This window comes from Paeniglutamicibacter gangotriensis Lz1y (assembly GCF_000348945.1).
Lineage (GTDB): Bacteria > Actinomycetota > Actinomycetes > Actinomycetales > Micrococcaceae > Paeniglutamicibacter > Paeniglutamicibacter gangotriensis.
Window position 1 is genome coordinate 104,189 of the sequence record NZ_AOCK01000009.1, and the last position, 26,500, is coordinate 130,688.

The following is a 26,500-nucleotide window of genomic DNA, read 5'->3' on the forward strand; positions in this document are numbered from 1 at the left end:
CCCGTTTCTTTACAGGCCGGCCGGACGGATGGCGTCCGAGGGGGCGGGACGCGGCTGGTCCCCCGATAGCAGTAGGTACAGCACGGCCATGCGCACCGCCACACCGTTGGCCACCTGGGCCAGCACGGTGGAGCGGGGCGAATCGGCGGCCGCAGAGGATATTTCCAGGCCGCGGTTCATCGGGCCCGGGTGCATGATGATGGTCTCGCCGGAATCCGTGGCATCCAGTGCCGCCAGGCGGGCGTCGTCGAACCCCCAGAGCCGCGAGTACTCGCGGGTGTTGGGGAAGAAGGAATCGTGCATGCGCTCCCCCTGCACCCGCAACATCATCACCGCATCGACGCCGGTGGCCAGGGTGGCATCCAGGTCGAAGCTGATGGTGCACGGCCACACGTTCGAACCGTGCGGCAGCAGCGTGGGAGGGGCAACCATGGTCACCTCGGCGCCCAGGGTGCGCAGCAGCCAGAGGTTGGAGCGGGCCACCCTCGAGTGCAGGATGTCCCCGACGATGGCCACGCGCATCCCGGCCAAATCCGAGCCCGAGGAGGTGTGTCCGTGCAGCGCGGACCAGTGGGTGCGCAGCGTGAAGGCATCGAGCAGCGCCTGGGTGGGGTGCTCGTGGGTGCCGTCCCCGGCGTTGACCACCGGGGCGTCGATCCAGTCGGTGGCGGCCAGCCGGGCCGGGGCCCCGGAGGCACCGTGCCGAATGACCACGGCGTCGGCGCCGATGGCCTGCAGGGTCTGGGCGGTGTCCTTGAGCGATTCGCCCTTGGAGACCGAGGAACCCTTGGCGGAAAAGTTGATCACATCGGCGCTGAGGCGTTTGGCGGCTGCCTCAAAGGAGATCCGGGTGCGGGTGGAGTCTTCGAAGAACAGGTTCACCACGGTGCGTCCGCGCAGTGCCGGAAGCTTCTTGACCTGACGGGTGCCTACCGCGGCCATTTCTTCGGCGATGTCCAAGATGCGGATCGCGTCGGCACGTGAGAGATCCAGGGTGGAGAGCAGGTGTTTCATGCGTGGGCCTCGATAACGACTTCGTTGTTGTTGGCCCCGTCGACCTCTGCCAGGTGCACCCGTACTTTTTCGGTGGTGGCGGTGGGCAGGTTTTTGCCGACGTGATCTGCACGAATCGGAAGTTCGCGGTGTCCGCGGTCCACCAGGACGGCCAGCCGGACGATGCGTGGGCGGCCGAAGTCGGCGATGGCGTCCAGCGCAGCGCGGATGGTGCGTCCGGAGTAGAGCACGTCATCGACCAGCACCACGACCTTGTCGTCGATGCCGCTCACCGGAAGAACGGTGGGCACCGGGGTGCGGGTGGTGGAGCGGCGCAAATCGTCGCGGTACATCGTGACATCCAGCTGACCGGTGATAGATGCTGGATCCATGCCCGGTGAAGTGGCGGCGATGCGTTGGGCCAGGCGTTGGGCCAGCGGGAATCCGCGGGAGGGGATGCCTAACAGCACCAAATCCTCAACACCCTTGTTGGCCTCGATGATTTCGTGGGCGATACGGGTGAGAACCCGATCGATGTCTTCGCTCGAGAGGACAATTCGGGCACTAATGGGCGCGAGGGCACGGGCATCTGTGGGCTCGTTGCTCATGTGCGGCCTCCTTCCCCGCCTCACAGGACGGAATTTAAAGGTTGCTTGCTGTTTCAAAATTATCACAGGGCGTGCCCCACGTAGGATTTGAGTCATGCGCATTACCTCACACCCTCAGCAACCCACGCCGCACCTCTCCCCGCATGCTGACCCGTTGGACCCCTGGGCCACTTCTTCCGCTCACGGATCCCCCGGATATCCCCCGGGCTCGAATCCGAGCGCCGGGCCCCGCAAGCTTCACCACGGGATTGGTTCTGCGGTTACCTGGGCGCTGGTGGGATGCACCGTGGTGCTGCTGGGTGTGGCCTGGTTCCTATCCGAAATCTTTGGTTCCGGCACGGTGCTCTGGCTCGGGATACTGGCCATGGTTCCCCTGGGTTTGTGCCTGCTGGGACTGCGCTGGGTGGACCGTTGGGACCCGGAACCACGCGTGTTATTGCTGTTGGCGGTCTTCTGGGGAGCAGGAGCCTCGGTCGCCGGATCGCTGCTAGTCGGAGACATTTTCACCGAGGTATTCTTCGACCCCACAGGGGCTTTGAACATGGACTTGTTCGGTGCCGTCATCCAGGCGCCCATCGTGGAGGAACTGGCCAAGGGTGCCGGGGTGCTGCTGATCTTCTGGATCAACCGGGCCCACTTCGATGGGCCGATCGACGGGATCGTCTACGGCGGAATGGTGGGGGCCGGATTCGCCTTCACCGAGAACATTCTGTACTTCGCTGACAGCTACCTCGGGGCTGCCGCACCGGAGGAATTAGCCACGGTCTTTGTGCTGCGCGGGCTCTTCTCCCCCTTCGCCCATGTGATGTTCACCGCATGGACCGGTTTCGCGCTGGGGATGTGCGCCGAACGCGGTGCCCGGCGCCGCTGGCCGCTATACCTACTGCTGGGCCTGATGCCGGCGATGATCGGCCACTTCTTGTGGAACGGCGGCATCGGAATCCTGTTTTCTGACTTCCTGAGCTTCTACTTCATGCTGCAGGTCCCGCTCTTTGTGGCCTCCATCGTCGCGGTGCTGCTGCTGCAGCGCGCCGAGCGGAAGCTGACCCGGCTGCGGCTGGACGAGTACCGGGCCAGCGGCTGGTTCACTGCCGCCGAGGTGACGATGTTCGCCACGCGTGCAGGGCGTCGCCAGGCACGGCGTTGGGCCTCGGCCATCGGCCGACGCCGGATCATGAAGGACTTCACCTCCACCGCGATGAACCTCGCCGCGGTGCGCCACCGGATCGCTGCCGGGAATGCCACGGGGTTCGATGTTTCCCGCGAAGTGGCACTGCTGCACCAGTCGCACCGGCAGCGGGCACAGCTGCTGGCAGGGATCTAAGACCCCGACACGGACCAAGGGGGCCTTCCGGCGTGCCGCGTGAGCGACATGCCGGAAGGCCCAGTGTTTTTCCCGTGGATCCGTCGTGTTTCCCCGCTGATATAGACGGGAAAACACGACGAGGCCGAGCTAGCCGAAGAGCTGGCCAACCCGCGAAAGCGTGGTGATGACCCCGTAGGCCAAGGGGAGCCCGACCAGTAGCCAGCCGAAAATGAGTCGGCCGGTGGCAGGGTTCACCGGGACGTCGCCCGAGGGCTCGGCCGCGACTGCATCATGAGGGTGCGCTTGCATCTAGGATCCTTTCCTGGAGGAGGCGAGCTCTTCCTCCGGTTCGTGGTACTTGGCATCGACGGGACGGATCAGCGTGGTGGCGATGAAGCCGATGATCAGAAGCACCACCATGGTCAGCAGGACCGGCAGGTAGTTGTGCGCGTTCATCGTCCCGGGTTTACCCTGGGCGTCAAGCAGCCCGTTGACGATCAGCGGTCCGGCAATGCCGGCCGCCGACCATGCGGTGAGCAGGCGCCCGTGAATGGCACCGACCTGGAAGGTGCCGAAGAGGTCCTTCAGGTAGGCAGGTGCGGTGGAGAAGGATCCGCCGTAGAAGCTGATGATCACCACGGCCATCGCCACGAAGAGCAGCATCGAACTGCCGCCGAAGAAGGCCAACACCACATAGAACAGCGCACCGACGCCCAGGTAGACCATGTAGATGCGCTTACGTCCGATGACATCCGAGGTGCTGGACCAGATGAAGCGTCCGGCCATGTTGCCGATGGACAGCATGCCCACAAAGCCGGCGGCGATACCCGCGTTGACCGCAGAATTTCCGTCCGCGCCGCGGAAGAAGTCTTGGATCATCGGTGAGGCCTGTTCCAGGATGCCGATGCCGGCTGTCACATTCAAGAACAGCGCCGTCCAGACAAGCCAGAAACTGCGGGTCTTGATGGCGTTGGACGCCGAGACGTGGTTGGAGGTGACCATGTCCTTGGCCGCGGTCTTGGACGGGTCCCAGCCGTTGGGCTTCCATCCCGGGTCGGGAACGCGGATGTTGAGCACCCCGTACATCATCACCACGAAGTACAGCACCCCGAGGGTCACAAAGAGTTTGCCGACCGAACTGCCCGAGGCCACCCAGTCCGCTCCGTCGGTGGCCGGGTTGAACCCATCGAAGAACTTCAGCAGTGCCCCGGACATCGGGGAGGCGATCAGTGCCCCTCCCCCGAAACCCATGATGGCCATGCCGGTGGCCATCCCGGGGCGGTCCGGGAACCACTTCATCAGCGTGGAGACCGGGGAGATATACCCGATGCCCAGCCCGATGCCGCCGATGAATCCGTAACCGAGGTACACCAGCCAAAGCTGGGAGGTGAAGATTCCTAGGCCGCCGACCAGGAAGCCGACACCCCAGAAGGCTGCCGCGACGAACATCGACTTGCGCGGCCCGCTGCGCTCGACCCAGGTGCCCATGATGGCCGCGGAAAGTCCCAGCATCACGATCGCGATGGAGAAGATCACCCCGATGGCCGTTTGGGAGACCTCGAAGTGGCCGATCAGGGCCGATTTGTAGACGCTGGTGGCGTAGGCCTGGCCGATGCACAGGTGTACGGCCAGGGCCGCCGGCGGGATCAGCCAGCGGTTGAAGCCTGGTGGGGCGATGGTGCGCGAGCGGTCAAGCCATTTCAACTGGTTCTCCTCTAGTTCTGTGCGTCGGTACATCAGTGCGGACGCGGGTGTCACCGGGACCAGACACCGATCATGATTCGACAACTACGCCCCACCGACATAGTGTGCCACACCACACAGCGCGAACGGTACCCCCCGCGCCGTGAGGCAAAACCTCTGGCCAGGACCGGTTCGCCGGGACTTTTTAGCGGGCCTCCCCCCGGGCGTCGCTGGGCTCCGGGCGCGGTGACGCCCCGGCGCGGAACCCTGGGCCGGAAACCTGAGAAAGACGCGCCTGAGGAAAGTGCGGGCGGGGTGTTCCGGCGGGGTGTGAAGCGCTGGCACCAGGCATGGAAACACCGCTTAACGCACCGCGGCCGGCGGGAGCCCGACGGAATTCGGGTTCCCGCCGGCCGGCGGAGAGCTGATAACGCTGGGGCTAGGCCAGCAGCGTCGGCTTCATCTGTTGGATGCGTCCCAGTAGTCCGTTGACGAATTCCGGGGACTCGTCGGTGGACAGTTCGCGGACCAGGGCCACTGCCTCGGCCACGGCGACACCGTCGGGAACGTCGTTGTTGTACAACACTTCCCAAGCGCCGATGCGCAGCGCGGTGCGGTCCACGGTGGGCATGCGCTCCACGGTCCAGCCCTTGGAGTAGGAATCGAGGATCTCATCGATCCGATCCAGCTCACTCATGACGCCCTCGATGAGGGTCACCGTGTACTCGTTGATGGTGATGTCCGTGGCTTCACGGCGCAGGCGCATGGCCGCCAGTGGCGAGACATCGCGCTGTTCGGCTTCAAAAAGAATGTCAAGTGCCCGGCGACGGGCCTTGGAGCGTGCGCTCACTAGGAGACACGCCCCAGGTAATCGCCGGTGCGGGTGTCGACCTTGACCTTGGTGTTCTGGTTAACGAACAGCGGCACCTGGATCTCCTTGCCGGTTTCCAGCGTGGCAGGCTTGGTGCCGGCCGAGGATCGGTCACCCTGCAGGCCCGGCTCGGTGTAGGTGATCTCCAGGACCACCGACGGGGGCAGCTCGACGTACAGCGGGGAGCCTTCGTGCATCGCGATGGTGACGTTCTGGCTCTCCAGCATGAAGCCGGCGGCGTCGCCCACGGTGTTGCCCAAGACGGTGATCTGGTCGTAGTCGCTCAGGTCCATGAACACGAAGTCTTCGCCGTCCTGGTACAGGTACTGGTAGTCGCGGCGGTCAACGGTAGCGGTCTCTATCTTGGCACCGGCGTTGTAGGTCTTCTCCAGCACTCGGCCGGTGAGCACGTTACGCATCTTGGTACGCACGAATGCGCCACCCTTGCCGGGCTTCACATGCTGGAACTCCATGATGGTCCAGAGCTGGCCCTCGATCTTGAGGACCTGTCCATTCTTGATGTCGGTCGTTGATGCCACGATCTACTCTTCTTCCGTATGCGCCCCATCGGCTCGCCGGGGCGCTGGGGCGCTGGCGGGCTGAAGCCGCCGCTCAGCGGCAACTTCGAGCGTGTTGTCAAAAATCCAAGATTAAGTTTAGCGCACCTAGGCCGCGGCCCGAGCAATACCCGATGGTGATCTGCCAGACCCCGACCCGGCACCATTGAATCTGCGGTGCGGGGTCAGGGTGCGGCAACGGAGCCTGCCGCCGGGTGGAATAACTAGTGTTCCTCGCCTGCGGGATCTTGTGCTGCGGCGGGCTGGTCGGCGGCATGGACTGCAGCCGGGTGCGGCGTGTCGGCACCGTCGTCCCCCGCCCCGAGGTACTGGAGCACCGATTCCAGGCAGGCACGCGAGGATTCGATCAGGTGGGCGTCGGCTCCGGCGGCGGTGCGCAGGTCCAGGGCCTTGCGGAAACGGTTGGCCGCGGCCAACAGATCCCCGGATTCTACATAGGCGAAACCTAAGTGCTGCTGCAGGACCGCTTCATGCTCGGTGTCCTTGAACTCGGTGAGCAGCGCGCGCAGCCGGCTGATGGCCCGCTGCGAGTCACCCGAGGCGCGGGTCAGCGAGGTATCAAGGACGCGCATGGCGAAGTCCTGCGGGTCGATGAAGCGTGTCTCGGCGACCAGTTCGCTGGCGGCGCCCAGCTCGTTCTTGGCCAGCAGCACCACCACCTGCCAGGAGGCAGGTCCGGTGCGCAGGGTTTCGGCGGCCAGTTCGGCATCGGCAATCTCATGACGCATCAGCGCCGGGTTCAGCCGAACCCCGGGGATGCCCGATTCGATGTTTTGGCGTGGGCGAGGCTCCAAGCCCCCGGCCGGAACTTGCACAAGCGCCTGCGTATGGGTCAGGTCATTCTCCGGTGCGGTGATCATTCGGCGATCTCCTGGTAGGCGGCGAACAAGAGGGAGGTGTCCGGGACTTCGAGCATGCGTGGGCTGCCGATGGCATCCAGTACGACGAAGCGCAACAGGTCCCCGCGGGTCTTCTTGTCCCGGCGCATCCCGTCAAGCAGGGTCTGCCAGCGATCCCCGCGGTAACTGGTGGGCAGTCCGAGGGCCTTGAGGATGCTCAGGTGGCGGTCGGCGACGGCGTCGGGGGTGCGTCCGACGCTGCGGCCCAGCTCGGCGGCGAAGGCCAGACCGATGGAAACGGCCGCTCCGTGGCGCATCGAGTAGCGTTCGGCCAGCTCGATGGAGTGGGCCAGGGTGTGGCCGTAGTTCAGGTATTCGCGCTCCCCGGACTCGCGCAGGTCGCTCGAGACGATCTTGGCCTTGACCGCGATGGCGCGCTCGATGAGTTCGCGCAGCCGGGCCGAGGTGGCGTCGGTGGCGTCGGCCGGGTCCTCCTCGATGAGCTCCAGGATGCGCTCGTCGGCGATGAAGCCGCACTTCACGACCTCGGCCAGGCCTGTCACCAGTTCGTTCTTCGGAAGCGTGGCCAGGGTGTCCAGGTCCACCAGCACACCGGCCGGCGGGTGAAAGGCCCCGACGAGGTTCTTGCCCTCGGCGGTATTGATGCCGGTCTTCCCGCCCACTGCGGCATCGACCATGCCCAGCAGGGAGGTCGGGAGGTGAATGACCTTGGTGCCGCGCAGCCAGGTGGCAGCCACGAAGCCGGCCAGGTCGGTCACGGCGCCGCCGCCGACCGCCACGATGGCATCGGAACGCGTGAAGTCGTTCTTGCCCAGCACCTGCCAGCAGAACGAGGCAACCTCGATGTGCTTGCCTTCTTCGGCGTCGGGGATCTCGGCGACCATCGCTGCGTAGCCTGCTGCCTCGAGGTCTGCCTTGACGATGTCACCGGTGACGCGCAGTGCCCGGGGGTGGATGATGAGGACCTTTTTCACGCGCTCGCCCAGCAGACCGGGCAGTCGGCCCAGCAAGCCGTTGCCGACGATGACGTCATAGTTCTCGGCTGGAGCCGATCCGGTGACGGAAATCGTCGTAGGTGCGGGGTTCATCGTTGGATCCTCCAAAGTGCTACGTTGCACGCCCGGTCTCCCGTCGTCCGGATCTTGCCGGTGCAGGAGCTGCGGTGCGTGGGCGTGTGATGATGACGCGTCATCCGCGTCCTTGCGAATGAACATCGGCCATGTTCCGGGTGCACGAATGCACCCCAGGTCAGGCTTAAGCCTACGTGTTTGCCGTGCTGATGTGGTGCTTCAGTGTCCGGCATCACGATAGGCGGCGAGGATCGCTCCGGCAATCTGCCCAGGTCTCTTCCCCCGGGTGTCGATGATCACGGTGGCGGTGCGCTCGTAGAGATCGCTGCGCATGGCAAAAATGCGCGCCCAGGCCTCCAACGGGTTGCTGCCCAGCAGCGGTCGGGTGGTGTCGGCGCCGATGCGCTGCGCCACGTCGGCCTCGTCGGTGAGCAGGTAGACGCAGAAGCCGTGGGCCAGCAATTCGCGGTTGGCCTCTGCGAGCACCGATCCGCCGCCGGTGGCGACCACGGCGGGGGCCGTGGCCCTGGCCTCGCGCTGGGCCTGTGTGGGCACGGCGGCGGCCATCACTTCGGATTCAAAGCGGCGGAATCCGGCTTCTCCGTGGGCTGCGAAGATCTCCGGGATGCTGCCGTGGGCCGCGATGACGCGGGCGTCGGTGTCGATCAGGGTGGTTCCCAACAGGCCGGCCAAGAGCGCACCCACGGCGCTCTTGCCGCTGGCCATCGGACCGATCAGGAAGATCGGGGTGCTCATGAGGTGCGGACCGAACCCAGGTTCTCGGGGATGGCCGCGAGGTAGGAGTCGATGTTGCGCTTGACCTCGGTGACCGAGTCACCACCGAACTTCTCGAGCATGGCCTGGGCCAACACCAGAGCGACCATCGCCTCGGCGACGACGCCCGCGGCGGGAACCGCACAGACATCCGAACGCTGGTGGTGGGCGGTGGTTTCTTCACCGGTGGCGGTGTCGATGGTGCGCAGGGCGCGCGGGACGGTGGCGATCGGCTTCATGGCCGCACGCACACGCAACACATCTCCGATGCTCATGCCGCCCTCGATGCCCCCGGCCTTGTTGCCGGAGCGATCGATGACCCCGTCCTCGCCACGCACGATCTCGTCGTGGGCGGCAGATCCGCGCCGCGAAGCGGTCAGGAAGCCGTCTCCGACCTCCACGCCCTTGATGGCCTGGATGCCCATCAGCGCGCCGGCCAGGCGCGCATCGAGGCGGCGGTCCCAGTGCACGTAGGAGCCCAGCCCGGGGGGAAGATTGTAGGCGAGCACCTCGACGATGCCACCGAGGGTCTCGCCCTCCTTGTGGGCGGCGTCGACCTCGGCCACCATGGCCGCGGAGGTCTCGGAGTCGAAGCAGCGCAGCGGGTCGGCGTCCAGCGCCCGGACGTCGGCGGCGCGCGGCAGCACGGAATTTTCCGGGGAGGCGACGGTGCCGACCGAGACGGTGTGGGAGACCAGCTCGACACCGAGTTGGGCCAGGAAGTTGGAGGCCACCGAGCCCAGCGCGACGCGGGCCGCGGTTTCGCGTGCTGAGGCACGCTCCAGGACCGGGCGGGCGTCGTCAAAACCATATTTCTGCATGCCGGTGAAGTCCGCATGTCCGGGACGCGGGCGGGTCAAAGGCGCGTTGCGCGCCATCGACGCGAGCTCCTCGGGGTCCACGGCGTCGGGGTTCATGACCTTTTCCCACTTGGGCCACTCGGTGTTTCCCACCTCGATGGCCACCGGACCGCCCTGGGTGAGCCCGTGGCGCACCCCGCCGACGAAGGAGACCTCGTCCTGCTCGAACTTCATTCTCGCTCCGCGGCCATAGCCGAGGCGGCGGCGCGCCAAGGCATCGCGCACATCCTGAGAAGAGATGGTAACGCCCGCGGGCATTCCCTCGATAATTCCAACCAATGCGGGGCCGTGTGATTCGCCCGCCGTCAACCAACGCAACATGCACTCCATCCTGCCATGCGAAACGGGTCCGATCAGGGCCGGGACAGCCCCACTGCGTCGCACATCACATTTGTGACGTGGTCCCAGTCCGCATCGTGGACACCGGAAAAAAATTTGACCTGCTCGACACCCTGGTACACCAGCATCTCTAGTCCAGACACGACCGTGCCTCCGGCGCGCTCCCAGGCGGAGGCCAAGGCCGAGGGCCAGGGGTCGTAAGCGACATCGAGCAGCACCGCGCCGGGAGCCAGGATCCCGGCACCCTGCGGCCGCTCGGATGCAGGGGTTAGTCCCACCCCGGGATCGGCTTCCAGCCCGAGGGTGACACAGAGGGGATCTGCGGCATGGGCCGGCAGTGTTGAAATGACGGCGCCGTAGCGAGGCAGCAGTTCGGCGGCTTCAACGGCACTCACGGTAGCTGCAATAAGTCCCAGCTCTGCCGCCAGCAACAGCGTCTGCGCGGCCCGTTCCGGGTTACGCACCACGAGGTCCACGTGGCTGAACCCGAGATCTGCGCAGGCTTCGAGGGCTGCCAGCGCGGTGTTGCCGGCCCCCAGGATCGCTGCACGGCGCTCGGCAGGAGCGGTCAGCGCCGGCGAGGCTGCCCGGATCGAGTGCACGATGCCATCGATATCGGTGTTGTAGCCAAAGAGCCGCACCCCGTGGTCGGTATGCCGGACCACGATGGTGTTCAAGGCGCCGAGTCGTCGCACCCGATCCGAGCGCTCGTCAAGAAACGGCACCAGCGCGTCCTTCATCGGCATGGTCACCGAGACCCCGACCCATCCGGGTTCGGTGCGTAGTCGCGCGGCGAAACGGCCCGCGGCTTCGGGCTGGATATCGATCGCCGCATAGTCGATGTCCACGCCCAGCGCCTTGTAGGCGGCCGCATGCAGCAGCGGGGAGCGCGAATGGCCGATCGGATGCCCCAGCACCGCCGCGCGCAGCGCACCACCAGGGGTTTGTGCGGGCGCGGGGTTCGATGGCGTCATTAGCACACGTCCTCATTGGCCGCGCACCAGGCACGGAATTCGTTCTGGTTCACCTGGTGTTCGGCGTAAGTCTTGGCGAATTTCGTTTCACCGCTGTCGATGTCCACCGTGACCCAGTAGTAGTAGTCATTCGGCGTTGGCTTGGCTGCGGCCTTGATGGCAGCATCCCCCGGTGAGCCGATCGGCGTCGGCGGAAGGCCCTTGTGCACGTAGGTGTTGTACGGGTTTCCCGCGTCGACTTTTTCGTCCTTAGTGATCTGCAGGGTGTACCGGTCCAACCCATAGATCACACTCGAGTCGACCTGCAGCAGACCGCCGGTCTCGGTGTTCTTCGGGTGCAACCGGTTCTCCAGTGCTCCTGCCACCGTGCCGTAGTCGTCCTTGCGTGCCTCGGCTTGCAGAATCGAGGCGACCTTCAGCACGTGATACTGCTTGTCCGCCTCGGTAACGCCGTTCTCGCTCAACTTCTTAGTCGTCGCGTCGACCATACTCTGGAGCACCGTCTTGGCATCGGCGTCCAAGGGGAAGCGGTACTCCCCCGGGTGCAGGTAGCCTTCGAGATTTTTGGCCTCGGACTTGATACCGAAGGCGCCGGGATCCTTGGCCAAGGCGCTGAGCTCGGCAACCGGAATTCCGGTGCCTTTTTCAATCTCCTCGAGGACCTGGCTCATGCGAACGTTCTGCTTGATGGCGACGTAGGAAACCTTCTCCGCGGGTTCACCGATCAGGATCGTAGCGGCATCAAGGGCCGGCATCTGCAGGCGCAGGTGATACGTCCCGGGGTGGATCTCCCGGCTTTCAGCCTCCACCAACTGGACCGATTCCAGGAACAGTTTGTCGTTGGAGACAATGTCTCGGGTTTCCAGTTCGCGACTGATTTGCCGCTGGCCCCAGCCGGGCTTAACTTCGAAGGCGATCTCCTCGCCTCCGGGCGCGGGATAATCCTCGGGGTTCAGCTTGGACAGCAAGCCCTGCAGGAACAGCCCAACGCCGAAAACTACGGCGCAGAAACCCGCCAACACGGCCATGACAACCCAGTTGCGGCGGCGACGACGGGCCTTGCGCACCTCGCGACCGGACTTTCCTGAGGTCAGGAACAGATTCTCGCGCCTCATCGGGCCTTCAGGTTCCGGATCGCGGGGCTCAGCTGCATAGATGGGCTCGGGGTCTTGGTAGTCCTCTGAATGTTCGAACTCGTCGGTCCCGGACACCAGGTGCCCATCGATGTCCTCGCCAAGTGGGAGTCCATCGAGATCTTCGGGCGCGTCCTCGGACGGCTGTGTCGCTGTGAAATCGTCGGCAACCTCATCGGCGACGATTGGCTCACCGTGTTCGGAATCTGATTCGGAACCGGAGGCGCTTGGCGATGACTGTGCTTCAACCGTGGGTGACGGGGCGGCTGCCGGTGGACTGATCGGGGCCGAGGTAGGGCGGGGTGGATGAACAACGGCAGGTTTGTGCGGGACCTCGGCTACACGATTGTCATGAGGCGCCGGTTCCGTTGTCGGCGTTTCCTCCGCTGCCACCGGGCGCTGTTGCCCGGCGTCCTGGTCGAAGGGTGTTTTTGGGGACTTCTGGGCCGATTCATGTTTGCTGGCCAGGCTCGAGGCTTCAGTTGCACTCGTGCCGGCTGTGCCGCGGGCGCTGGCGGAACGATCCCGTAAGGGTGCGGCATTGGCTCGCAATGTCTGGCGCACGCGTTCGGCGGCGGCGCGTTGGGCCTCGATGGCTTCCTGACGGGCGCGCAGTGCACTTTGGGTGCGAACGCGTTGGGCCGCTTCCCGGGACTTGGCGCGTTCGAGAGCAACCTCGTGGATACGTTTCGCCTCGGCTGCCGATTCGGCATCGGCGAGGGCTACGCGTTCTTTCTCGGCCGCATCGGGCGCTTCGGTTTCCTCCGCGGGGTCGGCAGCCGTCAAAGTCTTGGCTACCTTGGCGGATTCCACAGAGTTGGCGGCTGCATGGTGTTCGGCGTTTCCGTGTCGGGCCGGGGCTCCATCAGACTGCGCAGTTTGACCGGCAACGGGGTCTCCGTTGCTTTGCTGCTCCACGAGACGCTCGCGCTCTGCATTCTCGCGCGCGGCGCGGGCGGCACGTCGGGGTGATATCCCCGATTCGTGGCGCGATGAATCGTTGGACGATTCTTTTGTCATACGGTTTTCTCCCTTGCCCGCAGGCAACGTAGTAGCCGAGGGGCGACGCAGGCCCACTTCATCAGCCGAATGAGATGTCATGCGATCGTAACCTAAACGATTGATAACAGGCAGCGCTCCCGGGCCGTTTCGCTCGGGAATTCCGCTGCCCAAGCTCGACGGCCCCTCTGGGCTCAGCTGCCATCGCCAGACCCATACTCGTGCGCCTTAGCCAGCTGTCCCGGGTCAATCTGCCCATTCCTGCGCATTTCAAGCACTTGTTGGAGGATTTCGACAGCGGCGACCTGATCGACCACTGCACGGTGCTTCCGCCCGTCAAGACCGGCCTGATGTAGAGCGCGGTGGGCACTGACAGTGGTCAGGCGCTCATCAACCAGCCGGACTTCAGCCACAACGTCTGTGCGAGCCAAGGCTTTAGCCAAGTCACGAGCATAATCACGGGCCATGGTGGTGGACGCAGTTTCGCCCCCGGACATGGAACGCGGCAGCCCCACGAATATTTGTGCGACTTCGCGTTCCTGGACAAGCTTGACCAGCATCGAAATATCGCTGGATTTCTTGAGGTCCCGCTTAAGCGTCTTGACCGGAGTGGCCAAGACACCGTGACGGTCGCTGGCCGCGACGCCGACGCGGGCCATGCCCACGTCGACGCCGAGCAGCACCCCGGGCCTCGGCACCAGGGTCTCGGACGGGGAGGTTATGACAACTCCTGCATCGCCCGGACCATGGCTTCGAGTGCCTCGGAGGTCTTGGAAACGTCCTGGCCTCCGCCCTGGGCCACATCGTCCTTGCCGCCACCGCCGCCGCCAAGGATCTTGGCCGCGGTGCGCACCAAGGCACCAGCCTTCGCACCCTTGGCGCGGGCCTCCTCGTTGGTAGCCACCAGAACTAACGGACGACCGTTGGCCGAACCGGTCAGTGCCACGGTGGATGCGGCAGAACCCAAGCGGTCGCGCAGGTCCAGGGCCAGGGCGCGCAAGGCGTCAGCGGAAGGAACGTCTCCCACATCATGTGCCAGGACCTTGATTCCGCCTACCTCGACGGCCTTGGCCACCAGGGAGCCGGCCTGCCCAGCCAGCTGTGCGGAGCGCAACTTCTCGATTTCGCGTTCCGCGGTGCGCAGCTTCGCGACCGTCTCGCTGATGCGTTCGTTCAACTGGGCGGAGGGGACCTTGAACATGGAGGAAAGCTCGGAGACCAAGGCGCGTTCTGCAGCACCGTGACGGAAGGCTTCCATACCTACCAGCGCCTCAACACGACGGTTGCCCGAGCCGACCGAGGCCTCGCCCAACAGCGTCAGGGAGCCGATCTGCGCGGTGGCGCCCACGTGGGTACCGCCGCAGAGCTCGCGGCTCCAGGCATCGTTGATTTCCACCATGCGCACGGTGTTGCCGTACTTCTCACCGAACAGGCTCATCGCACCCATGGCGCGTGCCTCGGCCAGCGGCATCACGTTGGTGCTGACCTGGTGGTTGTTGCGGATGGCCAGGTTCACCACTTCTTCGACCTCGTTCCGGGCCGCGGCGGAGAGCGCCTCGGACCAGGAGAAGTCAAAGCGCAGGTAACCGGCCTTGTTGAAGGAACCGGACTGCAAAGCATCGGGGCCCAGAATTTCGTGGAGGGCAGCGTGGACCAGGTGGGTGGCGGAGTGCGCCTGTTCACCGGAGTGGCGACGTGCCCTATCAACCTCGGCCAGCACCGTGGCGCCGGCCGGCAGTTCACCTTCACGCACGATCACCTGGTGCACGTTCAGGCCGCGGACCGGAGCTTGCACGTCCAGAACCTCAAGCACGAAACCGTCACCGGTGATCAATCCGACATCGCCCGCTTGTCCGCCGGCCTCGGCGTAGAACGGCGTCTCGTTGAGCACCAATTCGATCTGCTGGCCCTGTTCGGCCACCTCGATGAGTGCACCGTTGTGCACCATACCGCGAACGGTGGATTCGCTGGTGAGTTCCTCGTAGCCAGTGAAGATCACGTCCCCGGCATCGTGCAGCTGCGTGAAGACTGCCAGGTCGGCGTGACCGGCCTTCTTGGACTTCGCGTCCTTTTGGGCACGGGTGCGCTGTTCATTCATCAGCTCACGGAATTTGGGCTCGTCAACAGCCAGACCCGCCTCGGCGGCGATTTCCAGAGTCAAGTCGATCGGGAAGCCATAGGTATCGTGCAGTGCGAAGGCGTCTTCGCCCGAAAGCGAGCCACCCTTGGACTTGGAAACCTGCAGGGCCTCCTCCAAGCGTGTGGTTCCCGAGGCAATGGTGCGCAGGAAGGCACGTTCCTCGGCATAGGCGATCCGGGCGATGCGCTCGAAGTCGGTCTCCACGATCGGGTAGACGCCCTTCATGGCGTCGCGGGAGGCCGGAAGCAGCTCGGGAAGAACCGCGGTCTCCACACCCATCAGCCGCATGGCGCGCACGGCACGGCGGATCAGGCGGCGCAGCACATAGCCACGGCCCTCGTTGCCCGGGGAAACGCCGTCGGAAATCAGCATCAGCGAGGAGCGGATGTGATCAGCGACCATGCGCATGCGCACATCGTTGGCGTGGTTTGGGTCCGTGGGGTCCTCGGTGGAGCTGTAGGCCTTGCCCGCAAGCTCGGCTGCCTTATCCAGCACGGGACGGACCTGATCGGTCTCGTACATGTTCTCGACACCCTGCAGGATCATTGCCAGGCGCTCGAGTCCCAGACCTGTGTCGATGTTCTTCTTGGGCAGTTCACCCAGAATTTCGAAGCTGTCCTTGCCGGTACCTGCACCGCGCTGGTACTGCATGAACACGAGGTTCCAGATTTCGATGTATCGGGTGTCGTCGGCTTCGGGGCCGCCCTCGATCCCGTACTCCGGGCCGCGGTCGTAGAAGATTTCCGAGCAGGGGCCGGCCGGGCCTGGCTGGCCGGTGGACCAGTAGTTGTCCTCCATACCCATCTTCTGGATGCGCTCGACCGGAATGCCGATCTTGTCGCGCCAGATCTCCAGGGCCTCGTTGTCTTCGTGGTAGACAGTGATCCACAAACGCTCGGCGTCGAGGCCGTACCCGCCGGCTTCGAGAGAACTGGTCAGCAGCTCCCACGCGTAGGCGATGGCCTCTTCTTTGAAGTAGTCACCAAACGAGAAGTTGCCGCACATCTGGAAGAAGGTTCCGTGGCGCACCGTCTTGCCGACTTCTTCGATGTCGCCGGTGCGGATGCACTTCTGGACGGACGTGGCACGGCTGTAGGGCGGATCTTCACGTGCAGTGAGGTAAGGGATGAACGGCACCATCCCGGCAACGGTGAACAAAAGCGACGGGTCGGAGGAGACCAGTGAGGCGCTGGGTACAGCAGTGTGGCCCTTCGACTCAAAGTAGTCGACCCACCGGCGTGCAATTTCCTGCGATTTCATCGTTTTTCTTCGATCCCTTCGAGCTTATGGGCGCTGTGGTTCAGCTGTGGCAGCGGATTTTCGCGGGTCCGCCACGAATGGCGGGCGTACCGGTGCCACAAAACAAGTTTAGTGGTGGCTTGTGCCGGATGTTTCATCCAGGCCCAGTGCCTGGCGGAGTTCGGTTTCGCGTTCGTTCATGCCGGTGCGGAAAGCCTCGGCCACTTCGTGCAGCGAGTCGCTCAAGCGGGCCACGGTGCGGTTCATTCCATCGGCACTGGCCAGGTCCTTAGCTTCGGAGAGCTTACGGGCGGCCAAGACACCGACACCAATACCGATGCCGACCCAGAATAGTTTCTTCATCTACGGTTTCCTCGTTTCATGGATGGGTGGATCGAATGTCTGCCGGCTGCGTTCACGCTCCGTGGTCAGCGCCTGGGTCCCTCAAGGGCCAGCAGGCGTTGCGTGGAGTCTGTGGGTACGGCCGGGTAGCTGCCGCTAGCGCGAGCGTCGACCCTTGCCGGTCGGCTTGGTGGCCAATACCGAGCGGACGCCGGCGGAGAACGCGGCGACCTTGATCAGTGGGCGTCCAACGGTGGCTGCGGTCAACGACGAAAGCGCGCTGATGTTCGCCGTCGCGTCGGAGACGTTGGTGGTGATCCCATCCACCTTGAGCATCTGGTCGTTGGTGGTGGCCACGGTGTTGGTGACCTCGCTCAGCAGCGGTGTGGTGCCGTCGGAGACGTCCTTCACTGCGGCGCGCAGCTCATCAAACACCTTGCCAAGTTTCCAGATGGGGATGGCAAGCAGTGCCACCAGTACGGCGAAGACGCCCGCCGCGATAAGTCCGGCGATGTCCGACCCTGTCATGTGCTTTTCCTCTACCGTTGATGACGTGTGCTTTTCCACCTTACCGAACCGATGGCGGTAGCACAGAACCGAAATGTTCTGGATAACACGAAGCCCGTGGCACGGGTGCCACGGGCTTCGTGTTGCAAGCTGTATTCGTTGGGTGTGAACCCGACGGATTTAGCGTGCGTAGTACTCGACGACGAGGTTCTCTTCGCAGGTTACAGGAACCTCGGAGCGCTTCGGCTTGCGAACGAGCTTGGCCTGGAGGGCTTCAAGCTTGACGTCCAAGTAGGCCGGAACGGCGGGCAGAACATCGCGGTGGGCGCCTGCAGCAGCAATCTGGAACGGGCCCATCTTTTCGCTACGCTCGTGAACGTGGATCAGCTGACCCTCGGACACGCGGAACGAGGGACGGTCCACGCGGGCACCGTTGACCATGATGTGACGGTGCACAACCAGCTGGCGGGCCTGAGCGATGGTGCGGGCGAAGCCTGCACGCAGAACCAAGGCGTCCAGACGCATTTCCAGCAGGGTGACCAGGTTTTCACCGGTCTGGCCTGCGGTGCGCTTGGCTTCTTCGAAGGCACGGGTCATCTGTGCTTCGCGGATGCCGTACTGGGCGCGCAGACGCTGCTTTTCGCGCAGACGTACTGCGTAGTCGCTGTCCTGCTTCTTGCGGGCACGTCCGTGCTGGCCGGGGCCGTACGGACGACGCTCCATGTACTTTTCAGCTTTAGGAGTCAGAGCAAGGCCGAGGGCTCGCGAGAGGCGAACCTTGCGGCGGGCACGAGTGTTGTTAGCCACGAGTGTCCTTTTCTGTTGTGAGCGACTGTTATTGGATCTGGCCTCCATGGTGGAGAGTTGTGGGAAGTCGCATCCCTATTCACTGCAACTGCCCGTAACGCGCACGACACGAGACCGAAGTTCCGTGAGGTTTGCAGTTGGGCAGCTTGCCAGCCAAGGAACAATCCTACCACCGCGCACCAACTCAAAGTGCACGTGGAAAGCCATAGTCGCGTGTGAGTTGCGCCGGTGGACGGCGGCGAATCACCGGCGGCCGCGGTCCTTGGCTCGAATGATGCCGCGAACCCGTTCCACACGTTCGCCCAGGGTGCGCTCAGCCCCATTGGCCGTGGGCTTGTAGTAGTTCACGCCGAGTAAGTCATCTGGCGCGTATTGCTGGGTAGCGATCGAATGCGGGGAGTCGTGCGAATACTGGTAGCCCTTGCCATGGCCCAACTGTTGGGCACCGGGATAGTGGGAGTCGCGCAGGTGCATCGGAACTCCCCTGCCGCGACCGGCCCGGACATCGGCTACGGCCGCGTTGATGGCGTTATACGCGGCGTTGGATTTGGGGGCGGTAGCCAGGTGCACCACTGCGTGCCCCAAGATCAGGCGCGCCTCCGGCATGCCGATGAGCTGGACGGCTTGCGCCGCGGCTACGGCGGTCTGCAGTGCGGTGGGATCGGCCATCCCAATGTCCTCGGAAGCGCTGATCATGATGCGTCGGGCGATGAACCTCGGGTCTTCGCCGGCTTCGAGCATCTTGGCCAAATAGTGCAAGGCAGCGTCCACGTCGGATCCGCGGACCGATTTGATGAAGGCGCTGATGATGTCGTAGTGCTGGTCACCGGCTTTGTCATAACGCTGAACCGCCGCGTCCATGGCACGTTCGGTGTGTTCGATGGTGATGACGATTTGCCCGGTGGGGCTCAATCCCTCGGGTTGCGCAGGGATCGGGGGCTCCAGTGGATCCTCGACTTCATCGTCCTCTGCACTCTTGAGGGAGGAGACCGTGGCGGGTTCGTCGGACGGACTGTCAGCTTCAACATCCGACGCCAAGGTGACAGTCTCGGAAGATGTCGAGAGTCCCTCATCGGATCCATCGGCGGGGCGTTCGTTCGCGTCGGCGGCCGTCTGCATAGTGGCGCGTGCTTCCAGCAGTCCCCGAGATTCAGCGGCGCTCCAGGCAACGCCTGCCGCAGCTTCTAAGGCGGTGAGGGCGCGACGCGCGTCTCCGCCGGCCATGCGGATGAGGTGGTCAAATGCCGCCGGATCCAGGACCATTTCGTTGTTGAAACCACGTTCATCCTCCAGAGCGCGGGTGATCAACGCGCTGATGTCGCCGGACTCGAGCGGGCGCAGCGTGAGCAGTAGCGAACGAGACAGCAAGGGGGAATTGACCGAGAAAGACGGGTTTTCGGTGGTGGCGGCGACCAGCACTACCCAGCGGTTCTCCACCCCGGGCAGCAGGGCGTCCTGCTGGGCCTTGTTGAAGCGGTGAATCTCATCCAGAAAGAGCACAGTGGTGAAGCCGCGCAGGTCGCGGTCTTCAAGGGCCTGGTCCATGACCCGCCGAACGTCCTTCACCCCGGCGGTGATGGCGCTGAGTTCGACAAATCGGCGGCCCGGAGCACGGGCGATCACGTGCGCAATGGTGGTCTTGCCGGTGCCCGGAGGCCCCCAGAGGATGATGCTGGAAGGACCCGATGGTCCAGGGCCGTCAATTCCGGCAAGCTGGCGCAGCGGCGAACCGGCCTTAAGTAGATGCTGCTGGCCAACCAGCTCCTCCACCGTGCGCGGTCGCATGAGTACCGCCAGCGGCGCACGCGGCCGGACGTAGTCTTTTTCGTTTTCCTCGTCGTCACCCAAGGCACTGAGCAAATCGTTCACCCCACCAGCCTAGTTCAGACGAGCAGTCACAGAATCCGATGCTCTCATGGTGCCGGTGCCGGTGCCGGTCCCCTGCTTACACGCAGCGGCGCACGTCTGGGGTGACGATTCACCAACAACACTGAAAGGGGCGAAGGTCAATCATCTGCTGCGATCGGCCATTCCAGTGGAGGACCCGAACGTTGGCGCGTTGATGGGATCCTTCGGGGTTGTGGCCAGTGCGTCATCCGGTGTCGGTGCCGGGAGGCCCTTCGAAGAGTCGGGGCTGGTATCCGAGGGTGCGAAGCTCGGGATGCCATAAGAGGTTGCGTTGCGGTGGATTGCAGGGTTTTCCCGCCATTTCAACGACGTAGGGGATTCCCTTGAACGATTTGAGCGTGATCAACCCGGCATGCACTTGGGTGTGGTGGTATTCACACAAAAGTGCCGAGTTTGCCACGCTGGTGGCTCCACCTTTCTGCCAGGGAAGGACATGATGGCATTCACAGGTGGCTGCGGGATGTTTGCAGGCGGGAATGATGCACCCGCGGTCTCGGATGGCGATGGCTCTGCGCTGGGCCTTGGTGAAGCCACGGACTTCGCGGCCGAGGTCGAGCACTTGGCCCTCCTCCCCCATGACGGCCGGAAGGATATCGGCGTCGCACGCATATCTGCGCACGCTGGCTGCGGAGATGGGTTGGTTGTGGTCCGTGAGTCCCGCCTGCTCGCATAGGCCCAGCAAGCTTCGATAGTCGATCAGTAGACCGATCCGTGGCCGCAACCCGCCGGTTTCACTGACCTCGGTGGCGTTGAGCACTCCCGCCATGGCGGCAATCACCGCATCAAGTAGGAGTTGAGGACTGGTGCGTGCGGATTCATCTTCGATACCGTCTGGGCCGTAGCCTTCGGGCGGCAGACCGCACGCCAATTCGCTGAGCGGAACGGCATCTCCGGTGGTGCCTGCGGGTATGGCCCATTCCGGGGCGGGAACACCTGCCGGCGAAAACGTCGGGGTGCCCGAGGCGGAGGTCGGTGTGGGTGCGAACGATTCATCTTCGGTTTCGCGGGGCGGACTCGCTGCAGGAGTGGACGGCGGCGCCGCAGGTTCCCCGGGACGGGATGTGTTACTGATGGAGCGCGGCGGGGTCTTGGCCGACCTGGGGTTGGTCCAGGCCTCACCGAAGGAGAGGATCACCTCGGAATCCATGGGGTCGCAACGCAGGGTGTACTCGTCACTGCCGTCGCGGAACCCTCGGAAGAACATGCCGCGCCGAGCCCGAATCTCCTCATCGCTCAGCGGAGTGCCGTTCTCTGCCAGGAAGCCACCCCAATCACGTAATGCCGCATCGCACATTTTCGGTTCTGCTGTGCGTGCCTCTTGGGCCACGGATTCCTCGATGGCAGTATTGATCTCCCCTGCGTCGGGCCGGGTTTGAATGCGCGGTTGCATGGACTGCAGGCGCCCGGCGGCAGATGCGAGGTTTGCGACGTCGGCGCTGCCGTCGGCCGCGGCCCGGGCTAGGACGGGATAGCTGGGTTCGGCGATGGTGCCATGGGGATCAATCGGGGGAACCGGGGCAACTAGGAGTTTTCCGCCGGTGATGCGCCGTCGTGCGTCAGCGGCGGAAATGTGCAGGTGGGCCTGCATGTAGGCCTGGATGTTGCGGTGCGGTGCCATACCCTGGCGCAGCGCTTCGGCGGGGATCGCGGCGCTTCCCGCTGCCAGGTGTTCGGGTGCGGCGACGAGCTCATCGATCTGCTGGGCGGTGACCGGGTCCAACCTGTGCACCTCGACGGCGGCGGCTCGCCGGGTGATCACCAGCTGGGCGTAGGCGACGGTACGAAAAACCCGCTCGAGCAGGCCCATCACCGTGGCGGCGCTGGCCCCATCCAGGGACATCTGCGCCAGCGACCCGGTGGCAGCAGACAGGGCAAGCGATGTAGCAGCCAGCTCCTGGCCGAGTTCCGCGGTGTTTGCCGGCCCCGAGTGGGATGCCGATAAAAATGTGCCCATGCCTAAGAGCATGGACCCCGGGTGGTGGATCTGAACGGCTAAAGTACCGATTGTGTGGGGAAGTACAGCTGCGCGCACCATCCGTCATCCACCGGGTGGACTGGCGCGAGGACCTGTGCGTAGTAGGTAGAGTCGATACGTCCGACGCACGGACCGGAGGCCAGGAAGAGGTCCGCGGCCGCGGACAAGATTCGAAGGTGGATATATGAAGGCAGTAGTACAAGTCGTCTCGCGGGCCTCGGTTGAGGTCCAGGGTTCCGTGGTGGGGAAGATCGAGGGCCCCGGACTGGTGGTGTTACTCGGCGTGACCCACGGAGACACTCCGGCACTGGCCGCGAAGTTGGCGGCGAAGATCTGGCGGCTACGGATGCTGGCCGGTGAAAAGTCCTGCGAAGACCTCGCCGCTCCCCTGCTGGTCATCAGCCAATTCACGCTTTACGGAGATGTGCGCAAGGGACGCCGGCCGGGATGGACGAATGCCGCGCCCGGAGCGGTCAGCGAACCGCTCTACGAGGAGTTCATGGCGCAGCTGCGGGCCTTGGGTGCACACGTGGAATCGGGTGTCTTTGGTGCGCTGATGGATGTTTCGCTGGTGAATTCAGGACCCTATACGCTCATCGTTGATACCGACGATCTGCCCGGCTAAGCGGATTTTTCACCTACAGGGGCGCCGGTCCACACAGCTAAGGCGAGATCATTTCTCCTCTGCGTCGGCCAACAACCGTGCGGTACGACGTCGTTCGGCCTGTACTTCCTTGGCATCGGAGGAAATCCGGGAGGGTCGCCACGCCATGACGAGATAGGCCGCCAGGGCGAGGACCATCACCGACTGGATGATAAGCCACGCAGTGGTGGGCCCCTCGATGAGCTCGCTGATGATCGTGATGCCGAAGAAGACCACGATCAAGCTGAATCCTGCACGTCGCAGGATAATGCCGCGTTTCAGCGGTGTGCGCGTTGCCGCGGCGAGGTGGGCGGCGAATCGTTCAACGTTTCCGAAGTCGGCGGCCGCGGTGCCGTGTGCCCCGGGGTGTTGACGGTGTTCGCGAGATTCGGCCAGGGCCGCCACTGCCTGCTTCTTGGTGAAGAGATAGCGGCCGCGGAGCAGGTTCTCGGCGTGGTCAAAGTAGTGTTCGTCGTCCCACGCTGAGTCGTCGACCAGCGGTCGTGTCGCCGGTTCGGGCAGTTTGAACGCGAGGACGATCAGCACGATGCCGATCGGGGGCATGGCCCAGTTCGGCGGACCCGGAGCCTCGAACCCGCCCAACGCCGTCATCAGCGCAACGGTCCCAGCAAAACCGGCCAGGGTCCCCACCCAGATGGCCAGCGGAGCGCGCAATCGGCCTCGGGTGCGCAGTACCCAACCCCATGCGGCGAATCCGCACAGGCCGAACATCAGCGGGAAGAGCAGCATGACCGGGCCGGCGAATGTGCGTGCCATCCAACCGTCGGAGAATCCGATCCAGATCCCCAAGACCAGCAGCAGGCAGCCGAGGCTCGCGAGCATGACGGTGAAGGCCCCGGCGGCGCTGTGGAAGGGCAAGGAACCCTCCAGTATCTGGGCAGCTGGCCGGGACTGTTTGCCGCGCTTGCGTCCGAATGCCACGGGTTCTCCGAAGAGTTCGCTCGGTGTTTGTCCGCTGGCGGCAACGGATTCGCGGACCTCGTCCAGCACCGGGGCGAGTGCCTCGTTGGGGGCCCCGGCGAAGATCATGGCACCTGCAGCTAATTTGGCCCATTCGCGCTGTGGCTCGGGCCATTTCTCGGCTTCCGTGTCCAAGACGCTCTTCTTGCGGTCGTCGCGTTTCATGCTGTCCCTCCGGTGATCGTGGGGCGTTCGGCGGTGTGGGTGTGTGCGCTGCGTGTCATGGTCGCAGCACCGCGTTTTGGAAGAAGGACCAGAGTTCACGTTGGGCGGCCAGGTGCCCGCGGCCGATGCCGGTCAGCGTGTAGACCTTGCGCCCGGGGGCACCGTCGCCGTCTTCCCACGTGCTGTCCATGTATCCGGCTGCTTCTAGCTTGACCAGTGCCGGGTAGAGCGTGGCGCCCTTGATCGGCGAGAATCCGCGGGCCTCGAGGATCTGGCCGAGGGCGTAGCCGTGGTTGGGGCCGGCTTCCAGGGCGTCGAGCAGGCTCATGGGCAGCAGGGCGCGCTGCCAGGTCCCGGGGAACTCTTTGCCCCCGCCTAGCATGCTCGCTCCCCCGAGGACCGGCACCAAGGGCTGTTTCCGGCACGGCTGCTTTTGTCGTCGTGCCGGGCGTTTGAGGTCGTCATGTCGTGGCCTTTCCCTGGAGGGTGCGTATCGTGGGAACCGCACGCCGCGAAAATCCGGACTAAGTCAAAAACTGATCTAGATTTAAAACAATAGCAGTGTTGTGCACACTCTGGGTGGTTTCACGCGACGAAAAGAGAAGTTGCGCCCGGCAGTGACCCAAAATCCCGCATGCGCCCCGACCGGCAGAAGACCGCAAGCCGCGCACGCCAGCAGGCGCCGACACACTCGGCATCCACCCCCTCAGACCTGGCCGCTCCCCCGGGCAGATGATCCCCCGTCCGCCGCAGACTTGGACGGCACCTCCCCGGACATAGCTGTGGGGGCGTCCACCTCGAAAGGTGGACGCCCCCACAGCAGGCCCCTCAAAGGGGCAAAGAAGAGACTACTTGGCGTCGGCCGTAGCCGCCTCGTTGGACTCGGCTTTCTTGGGCTCCGGCTTCGAATCGACTCCGGCTTCCTTGCGCTGCTGCGACGTGATCGGAGCAGGGGCGGAAGTCAGCGGGTCGAATCCGCCGCCGGTCTTCGGGAAGGCGATGACGTCGCGGATCGAGTCCGAACCGGTGAGCAGCTGCAGCACACGGTCCCAACCCAGGGCGATTCCGCCGTGCGGCGGGGCGCCGTACTTGAAGCCCTCGAGCAAGAAGCCGAACTTCTCCTGCGCGGATTCCTCGTCGATACCCATCATCTTGAACACACGCTGCTGCAGCTCGGCCTGGTGGATACGGATCGAGCCGCCACCAATCTCGTTGCCGTTGCACACGATGTCGTAGGCGTAGGCCAACGCGTTTTCTGGATCCGTGTCGAAGGTATCCATGAATTCGGGCTTCGGGGAGGTGAATGCGTGGTGCACTGCGGTCCAGGCGCCGGTGCCCACAGCCACATCGCCCGAAGCAACCGCTGCCGCGGCGGGCTCAAACATCGGGGCGTCGACAACCCACACGAAGGCCCAGTCGCCTTCCTTGATCAGGCCGGTGCGGTGACCGATTTCCACGCGGGCTGCGCCCAACAGGGAGCGTGCCTCGTTTTTGGAACCCGCTGCGAAGAAGATGCAGTCTCCGGGCTTGGCGCCGGTGGCCTCGGCCAGGCCTGCACGCTCAACATCGTTCAGGTTCTTGGCCACCGGGCCGGCGAGCTCGCCGTCTTCCTTGTAGAGCACATAGGCCAGGCCCTTGGCGCCGCGCTGCTTGGCAAATTCCTGCCAGCCATCCAGGGTGCGGCGAGGCTGGGTGGCCCCGCCGGGCATGACCACGGCACCGACGTGCGGGGCCTTGAAGACGCCGAAGCCGGTGTCCTTGAAGAACTCCGTCATGTCGGTCAGTTCCAGGCCGAAGCGCAGGTCCGGCTTGTCCGAACCGTACTTGGCCATGGCCTCGTGGTAGGTGATGCGGGCGATCGGCGTCGGGATTTCAACGTCGATCAGCTTCCACAGTTCCTTCACCAACGATTCGCCGAGCGCGATGATGTCATCCTGCTCAACGAAGGAGGCCTCGATGTCCAGCTGGGTGAACTCCGGCTGGCGATCGGCACGGAAGTCTTCGTCACGGTAGCAACGGGCGATCTGGTAGTACTTCTCGAACCCGCCGACCTGCAACAGCTGCTTGAACAGCTGCGGGGACTGCGGCAGCGCGTACCAAGATCCGGGGGCCAGGCGGGCCGGGACCAGGAAATCGCGGGCACCTTCGGGGGTGGAGCGGGTCAGCGTCGGGGTTTCGATTTCTACAAAACCATCGTCGTGCAACAGGTTGCGGGCGATCCTGTTGGCCTCTGAACGCAAACGGATGTTGCGGTTCGGGGTGGGGCGACGCAAATCCAGGTAGCGGTGGCGCAGGCGAGCTTCCTCGCCGACCTCCACGTGCTCGTCGATCTGGAAGGGCAGCGGTGCCGAGGTGTTCAAAACGACGACCGTTTCGGCGATGACCTCGATCTGACCGGTGGCCAGCGCCGGGTTCTCGTTGCCCTCGGGGCGTCGTTCGACGGTGCCGGTGATCTGCAGGACGAATTCGTTGCGCAGCGGGTGGAAGACTTCCTCCTCGCGCACCACGACCTGGGCGAAGCCCGAGGCGTCACGCAAGTCCAGGAAGGCGACCCCACCATGGTCGCGGCGGCGTGCCACCCAACCGGTGAGGGTGACGGTTTCTCCGATGTGCTCGGCGTTCAAGGTGCCGAGCTGATGAGTGCGTAGCACTGCATTCCTTTCCAGAAGGTGGGTGCATTCCGCCCTGCACCGGCGTTCCCGCGCCCACGCCGGTGGCGCGTGCAAAGGGTGCTGGTGTGGTGCG

24 protein-coding genes are annotated in these 26,500 nt (G+C 64.4%); 2 read left to right on the forward strand and 22 right to left on the reverse strand.

All coding sequences use genetic code 11. From position 1 onward, the window contains the following. Positions 1-9: 9 nt before the first annotated feature. Together ADIAG_RS14570 and pyrR are read right to left on the reverse strand one after the other, a co-directional pair. Positions 10-1,014, reverse strand: a complete 1,005-nt coding sequence (locus ADIAG_RS14570) for an aspartate carbamoyltransferase catalytic subunit (protein WP_007272166.1) — start codon at positions 1,012-1,014, stop codon at positions 10-12. After that, positions 1,011-1,601 carry a bifunctional pyr operon transcriptional regulator/uracil phosphoribosyltransferase PyrR gene (gene pyrR, locus ADIAG_RS14575; protein ID WP_007272167.1) on the reverse strand — a complete coding sequence of 197 codons (591 nt, stop codon included), beginning with the start codon at positions 1,599-1,601 and terminating at the stop codon, positions 1,011-1,013. Before pyrR ends, ADIAG_RS14570 begins: the two co-directional genes overlap by 4 nt. Before the next feature lie 94 nt (positions 1,602-1,695). Here pyrR and ADIAG_RS14580 point away from each other — a divergent pair, with 94 nt between their 5' ends. Then, a complete protein-coding gene (locus ADIAG_RS14580) occupies positions 1,696-2,925 on the forward strand; it encodes a PrsW family intramembrane metalloprotease (RefSeq protein ID WP_007272168.1) in 1,230 nt (409 codons plus the stop codon). Positions 2,926-3,054: 129 nt separating this feature from the next. On the opposite strand, the gene ADIAG_RS21900 is transcribed toward ADIAG_RS14580, so the two are convergent. The 17 genes from ADIAG_RS21900 to ADIAG_RS14660 all read right to left on the reverse strand — a co-directional run bounded on the left by ADIAG_RS21900 (position 3,055) and on the right by ADIAG_RS14660 (position 21,945). Next, positions 3,055-3,216: an MFS transporter small subunit gene (locus ADIAG_RS21900; protein ID WP_007272169.1), complete on the reverse strand. Its 162-nt coding sequence runs from the start codon at positions 3,214-3,216 to the stop codon at positions 3,055-3,057. Then, positions 3,217-4,611 carry an OFA family MFS transporter gene (locus tag ADIAG_RS14585; protein ID WP_043475214.1) on the reverse strand — a complete coding sequence of 465 codons (1,395 nt, stop codon included), beginning with the start codon at positions 4,609-4,611 and terminating at the stop codon, positions 3,217-3,219. Between the two features lie 418 nt (positions 4,612-5,029). After that, positions 5,030-5,440, reverse strand: a complete 411-nt coding sequence (gene nusB, locus ADIAG_RS14590) for a transcription antitermination factor NusB (protein WP_007272171.1) — start codon at positions 5,438-5,440, stop codon at positions 5,030-5,032. Continuing rightward, complete coding sequence (efp, locus tag ADIAG_RS14595; protein WP_007272172.1) at positions 5,440-6,000, reverse strand: elongation factor P; 561 nt, start codon at positions 5,998-6,000, stop codon at positions 5,440-5,442. Before efp ends, nusB begins: the two co-directional genes overlap by 1 nt. 242 nt (positions 6,001-6,242) lie before the next feature. Then, entirely contained in the window at positions 6,243-6,899 is a 657-nt protein-coding gene (locus tag ADIAG_RS14600) for a tetratricopeptide repeat protein (protein ID WP_007272173.1), read from the reverse strand. Then, the gene (gene aroB / locus ADIAG_RS14605) at positions 6,896-7,987 is read right to left on the reverse strand and encodes a 3-dehydroquinate synthase (RefSeq protein WP_007272174.1); all 1,092 of its coding nucleotides are present in this window, start codon (positions 7,985-7,987) and stop codon (positions 6,896-6,898) included. The genes ADIAG_RS14600 and aroB overlap by 4 nt, the downstream gene beginning before the upstream one ends. A 201-nt stretch (positions 7,988-8,188) precedes the next feature. Continuing rightward, on the reverse strand, positions 8,189-8,725 hold the full coding sequence (locus ADIAG_RS14610) for a shikimate kinase (RefSeq protein ID WP_007272175.1): 537 nt from the start codon (positions 8,723-8,725) through the stop codon (positions 8,189-8,191). Further along, a complete protein-coding gene (aroC, locus tag ADIAG_RS14615; RefSeq protein ID WP_007272176.1) occupies positions 8,722-9,924 on the reverse strand; it encodes a chorismate synthase in 1,203 nt (400 codons plus the stop codon). Before aroC ends, ADIAG_RS14610 begins: the two co-directional genes overlap by 4 nt. A 32-nt stretch (positions 9,925-9,956) precedes the next feature. Further along, on the reverse strand, positions 9,957-10,916 hold the full coding sequence (locus ADIAG_RS14620) for a shikimate dehydrogenase family protein (RefSeq protein ID WP_007272177.1): 960 nt from the start codon (positions 10,914-10,916) through the stop codon (positions 9,957-9,959). Beyond that, complete coding sequence (gene mltG / locus ADIAG_RS20410; protein ID WP_007272178.1) at positions 10,916-13,069, reverse strand: endolytic transglycosylase MltG; 2,154 nt, start codon at positions 13,067-13,069, stop codon at positions 10,916-10,918. The genes ADIAG_RS14620 and mltG overlap by 1 nt, the downstream gene beginning before the upstream one ends. A 173-nt stretch (positions 13,070-13,242) precedes the next feature. Further along, positions 13,243-13,746 carry a Holliday junction resolvase RuvX gene (ruvX, locus tag ADIAG_RS14630; protein WP_235045921.1) on the reverse strand — a complete coding sequence of 168 codons (504 nt, stop codon included), beginning with the start codon at positions 13,744-13,746 and terminating at the stop codon, positions 13,243-13,245. A 20-nt stretch (positions 13,747-13,766) separates the two neighbouring features. Beyond that, positions 13,767-16,448 carry an alanine--tRNA ligase gene (gene alaS / locus ADIAG_RS14635; RefSeq protein WP_007272180.1) on the reverse strand — a complete coding sequence of 894 codons (2,682 nt, stop codon included), beginning with the start codon at positions 16,446-16,448 and terminating at the stop codon, positions 13,767-13,769. Positions 16,449-16,556: 108 nt separating this feature from the next. Next, positions 16,557-16,790: a hypothetical protein gene (locus tag ADIAG_RS14640; RefSeq protein ID WP_007272182.1), complete on the reverse strand. Its 234-nt coding sequence runs from the start codon at positions 16,788-16,790 to the stop codon at positions 16,557-16,559. A gap of 135 nt (positions 16,791-16,925) precedes the next feature. After that, positions 16,926-17,297 carry a DUF948 domain-containing protein gene (locus ADIAG_RS14645; RefSeq protein WP_007272183.1) on the reverse strand — a complete coding sequence of 124 codons (372 nt, stop codon included), beginning with the start codon at positions 17,295-17,297 and terminating at the stop codon, positions 16,926-16,928. 159 nt (positions 17,298-17,456) lie between these two features. Then, on the reverse strand, positions 17,457-18,083 hold the full coding sequence (gene rpsD, locus ADIAG_RS14650; protein WP_007272184.1) for a 30S ribosomal protein S4: 627 nt from the start codon (positions 18,081-18,083) through the stop codon (positions 17,457-17,459). 243 nt (positions 18,084-18,326) lie between these two features. Further along, on the reverse strand, positions 18,327-19,952 hold the full coding sequence (locus ADIAG_RS14655) for a replication-associated recombination protein A (RefSeq protein ID WP_007272185.1): 1,626 nt from the start codon (positions 19,950-19,952) through the stop codon (positions 18,327-18,329). A gap of 223 nt (positions 19,953-20,175) precedes the next feature. After that, positions 20,176-21,945 carry an HNH endonuclease signature motif containing protein gene (locus ADIAG_RS14660; protein ID WP_043475217.1) on the reverse strand — a complete coding sequence of 590 codons (1,770 nt, stop codon included), beginning with the start codon at positions 21,943-21,945 and terminating at the stop codon, positions 20,176-20,178. Positions 21,946-22,150: 205 nt separating this feature from the next. Here ADIAG_RS14660 and dtd point away from each other — a divergent pair, with 205 nt between their 5' ends. Continuing rightward, positions 22,151-22,591 carry a D-aminoacyl-tRNA deacylase gene (gene dtd, locus ADIAG_RS14665; RefSeq protein WP_007272188.1) on the forward strand — a complete coding sequence of 147 codons (441 nt, stop codon included), beginning with the start codon at positions 22,151-22,153 and terminating at the stop codon, positions 22,589-22,591. 48 nt (positions 22,592-22,639) lie between these two features. Here dtd and ADIAG_RS14670 read toward each other — a convergent pair whose 3' ends face one another. The 3 genes from ADIAG_RS14670 to aspS all read right to left on the reverse strand — a co-directional run bounded on the left by ADIAG_RS14670 (position 22,640) and on the right by aspS (position 26,406). Continuing rightward, positions 22,640-23,755 (reverse strand): hypothetical protein, encoded by a 1,116-nt coding sequence (locus ADIAG_RS14670; protein ID WP_007272189.1) that lies wholly within the window; start codon positions 23,753-23,755, stop codon positions 22,640-22,642. Between the two features lie 55 nt (positions 23,756-23,810). Next, positions 23,811-24,137 (reverse strand): PadR family transcriptional regulator, encoded by a 327-nt coding sequence (locus tag ADIAG_RS14675; RefSeq protein ID WP_007272190.1) that lies wholly within the window; start codon positions 24,135-24,137, stop codon positions 23,811-23,813. Positions 24,138-24,603: 466 nt separating this feature from the next. Next, positions 24,604-26,406, reverse strand: coding sequence for an aspartate--tRNA ligase (aspS, locus tag ADIAG_RS14680; protein ID WP_007272191.1), 1,803 nt, complete (start codon positions 26,404-26,406; stop codon positions 24,604-24,606). Between the last annotated feature and the right edge of the window lie 94 nt (positions 26,407-26,500).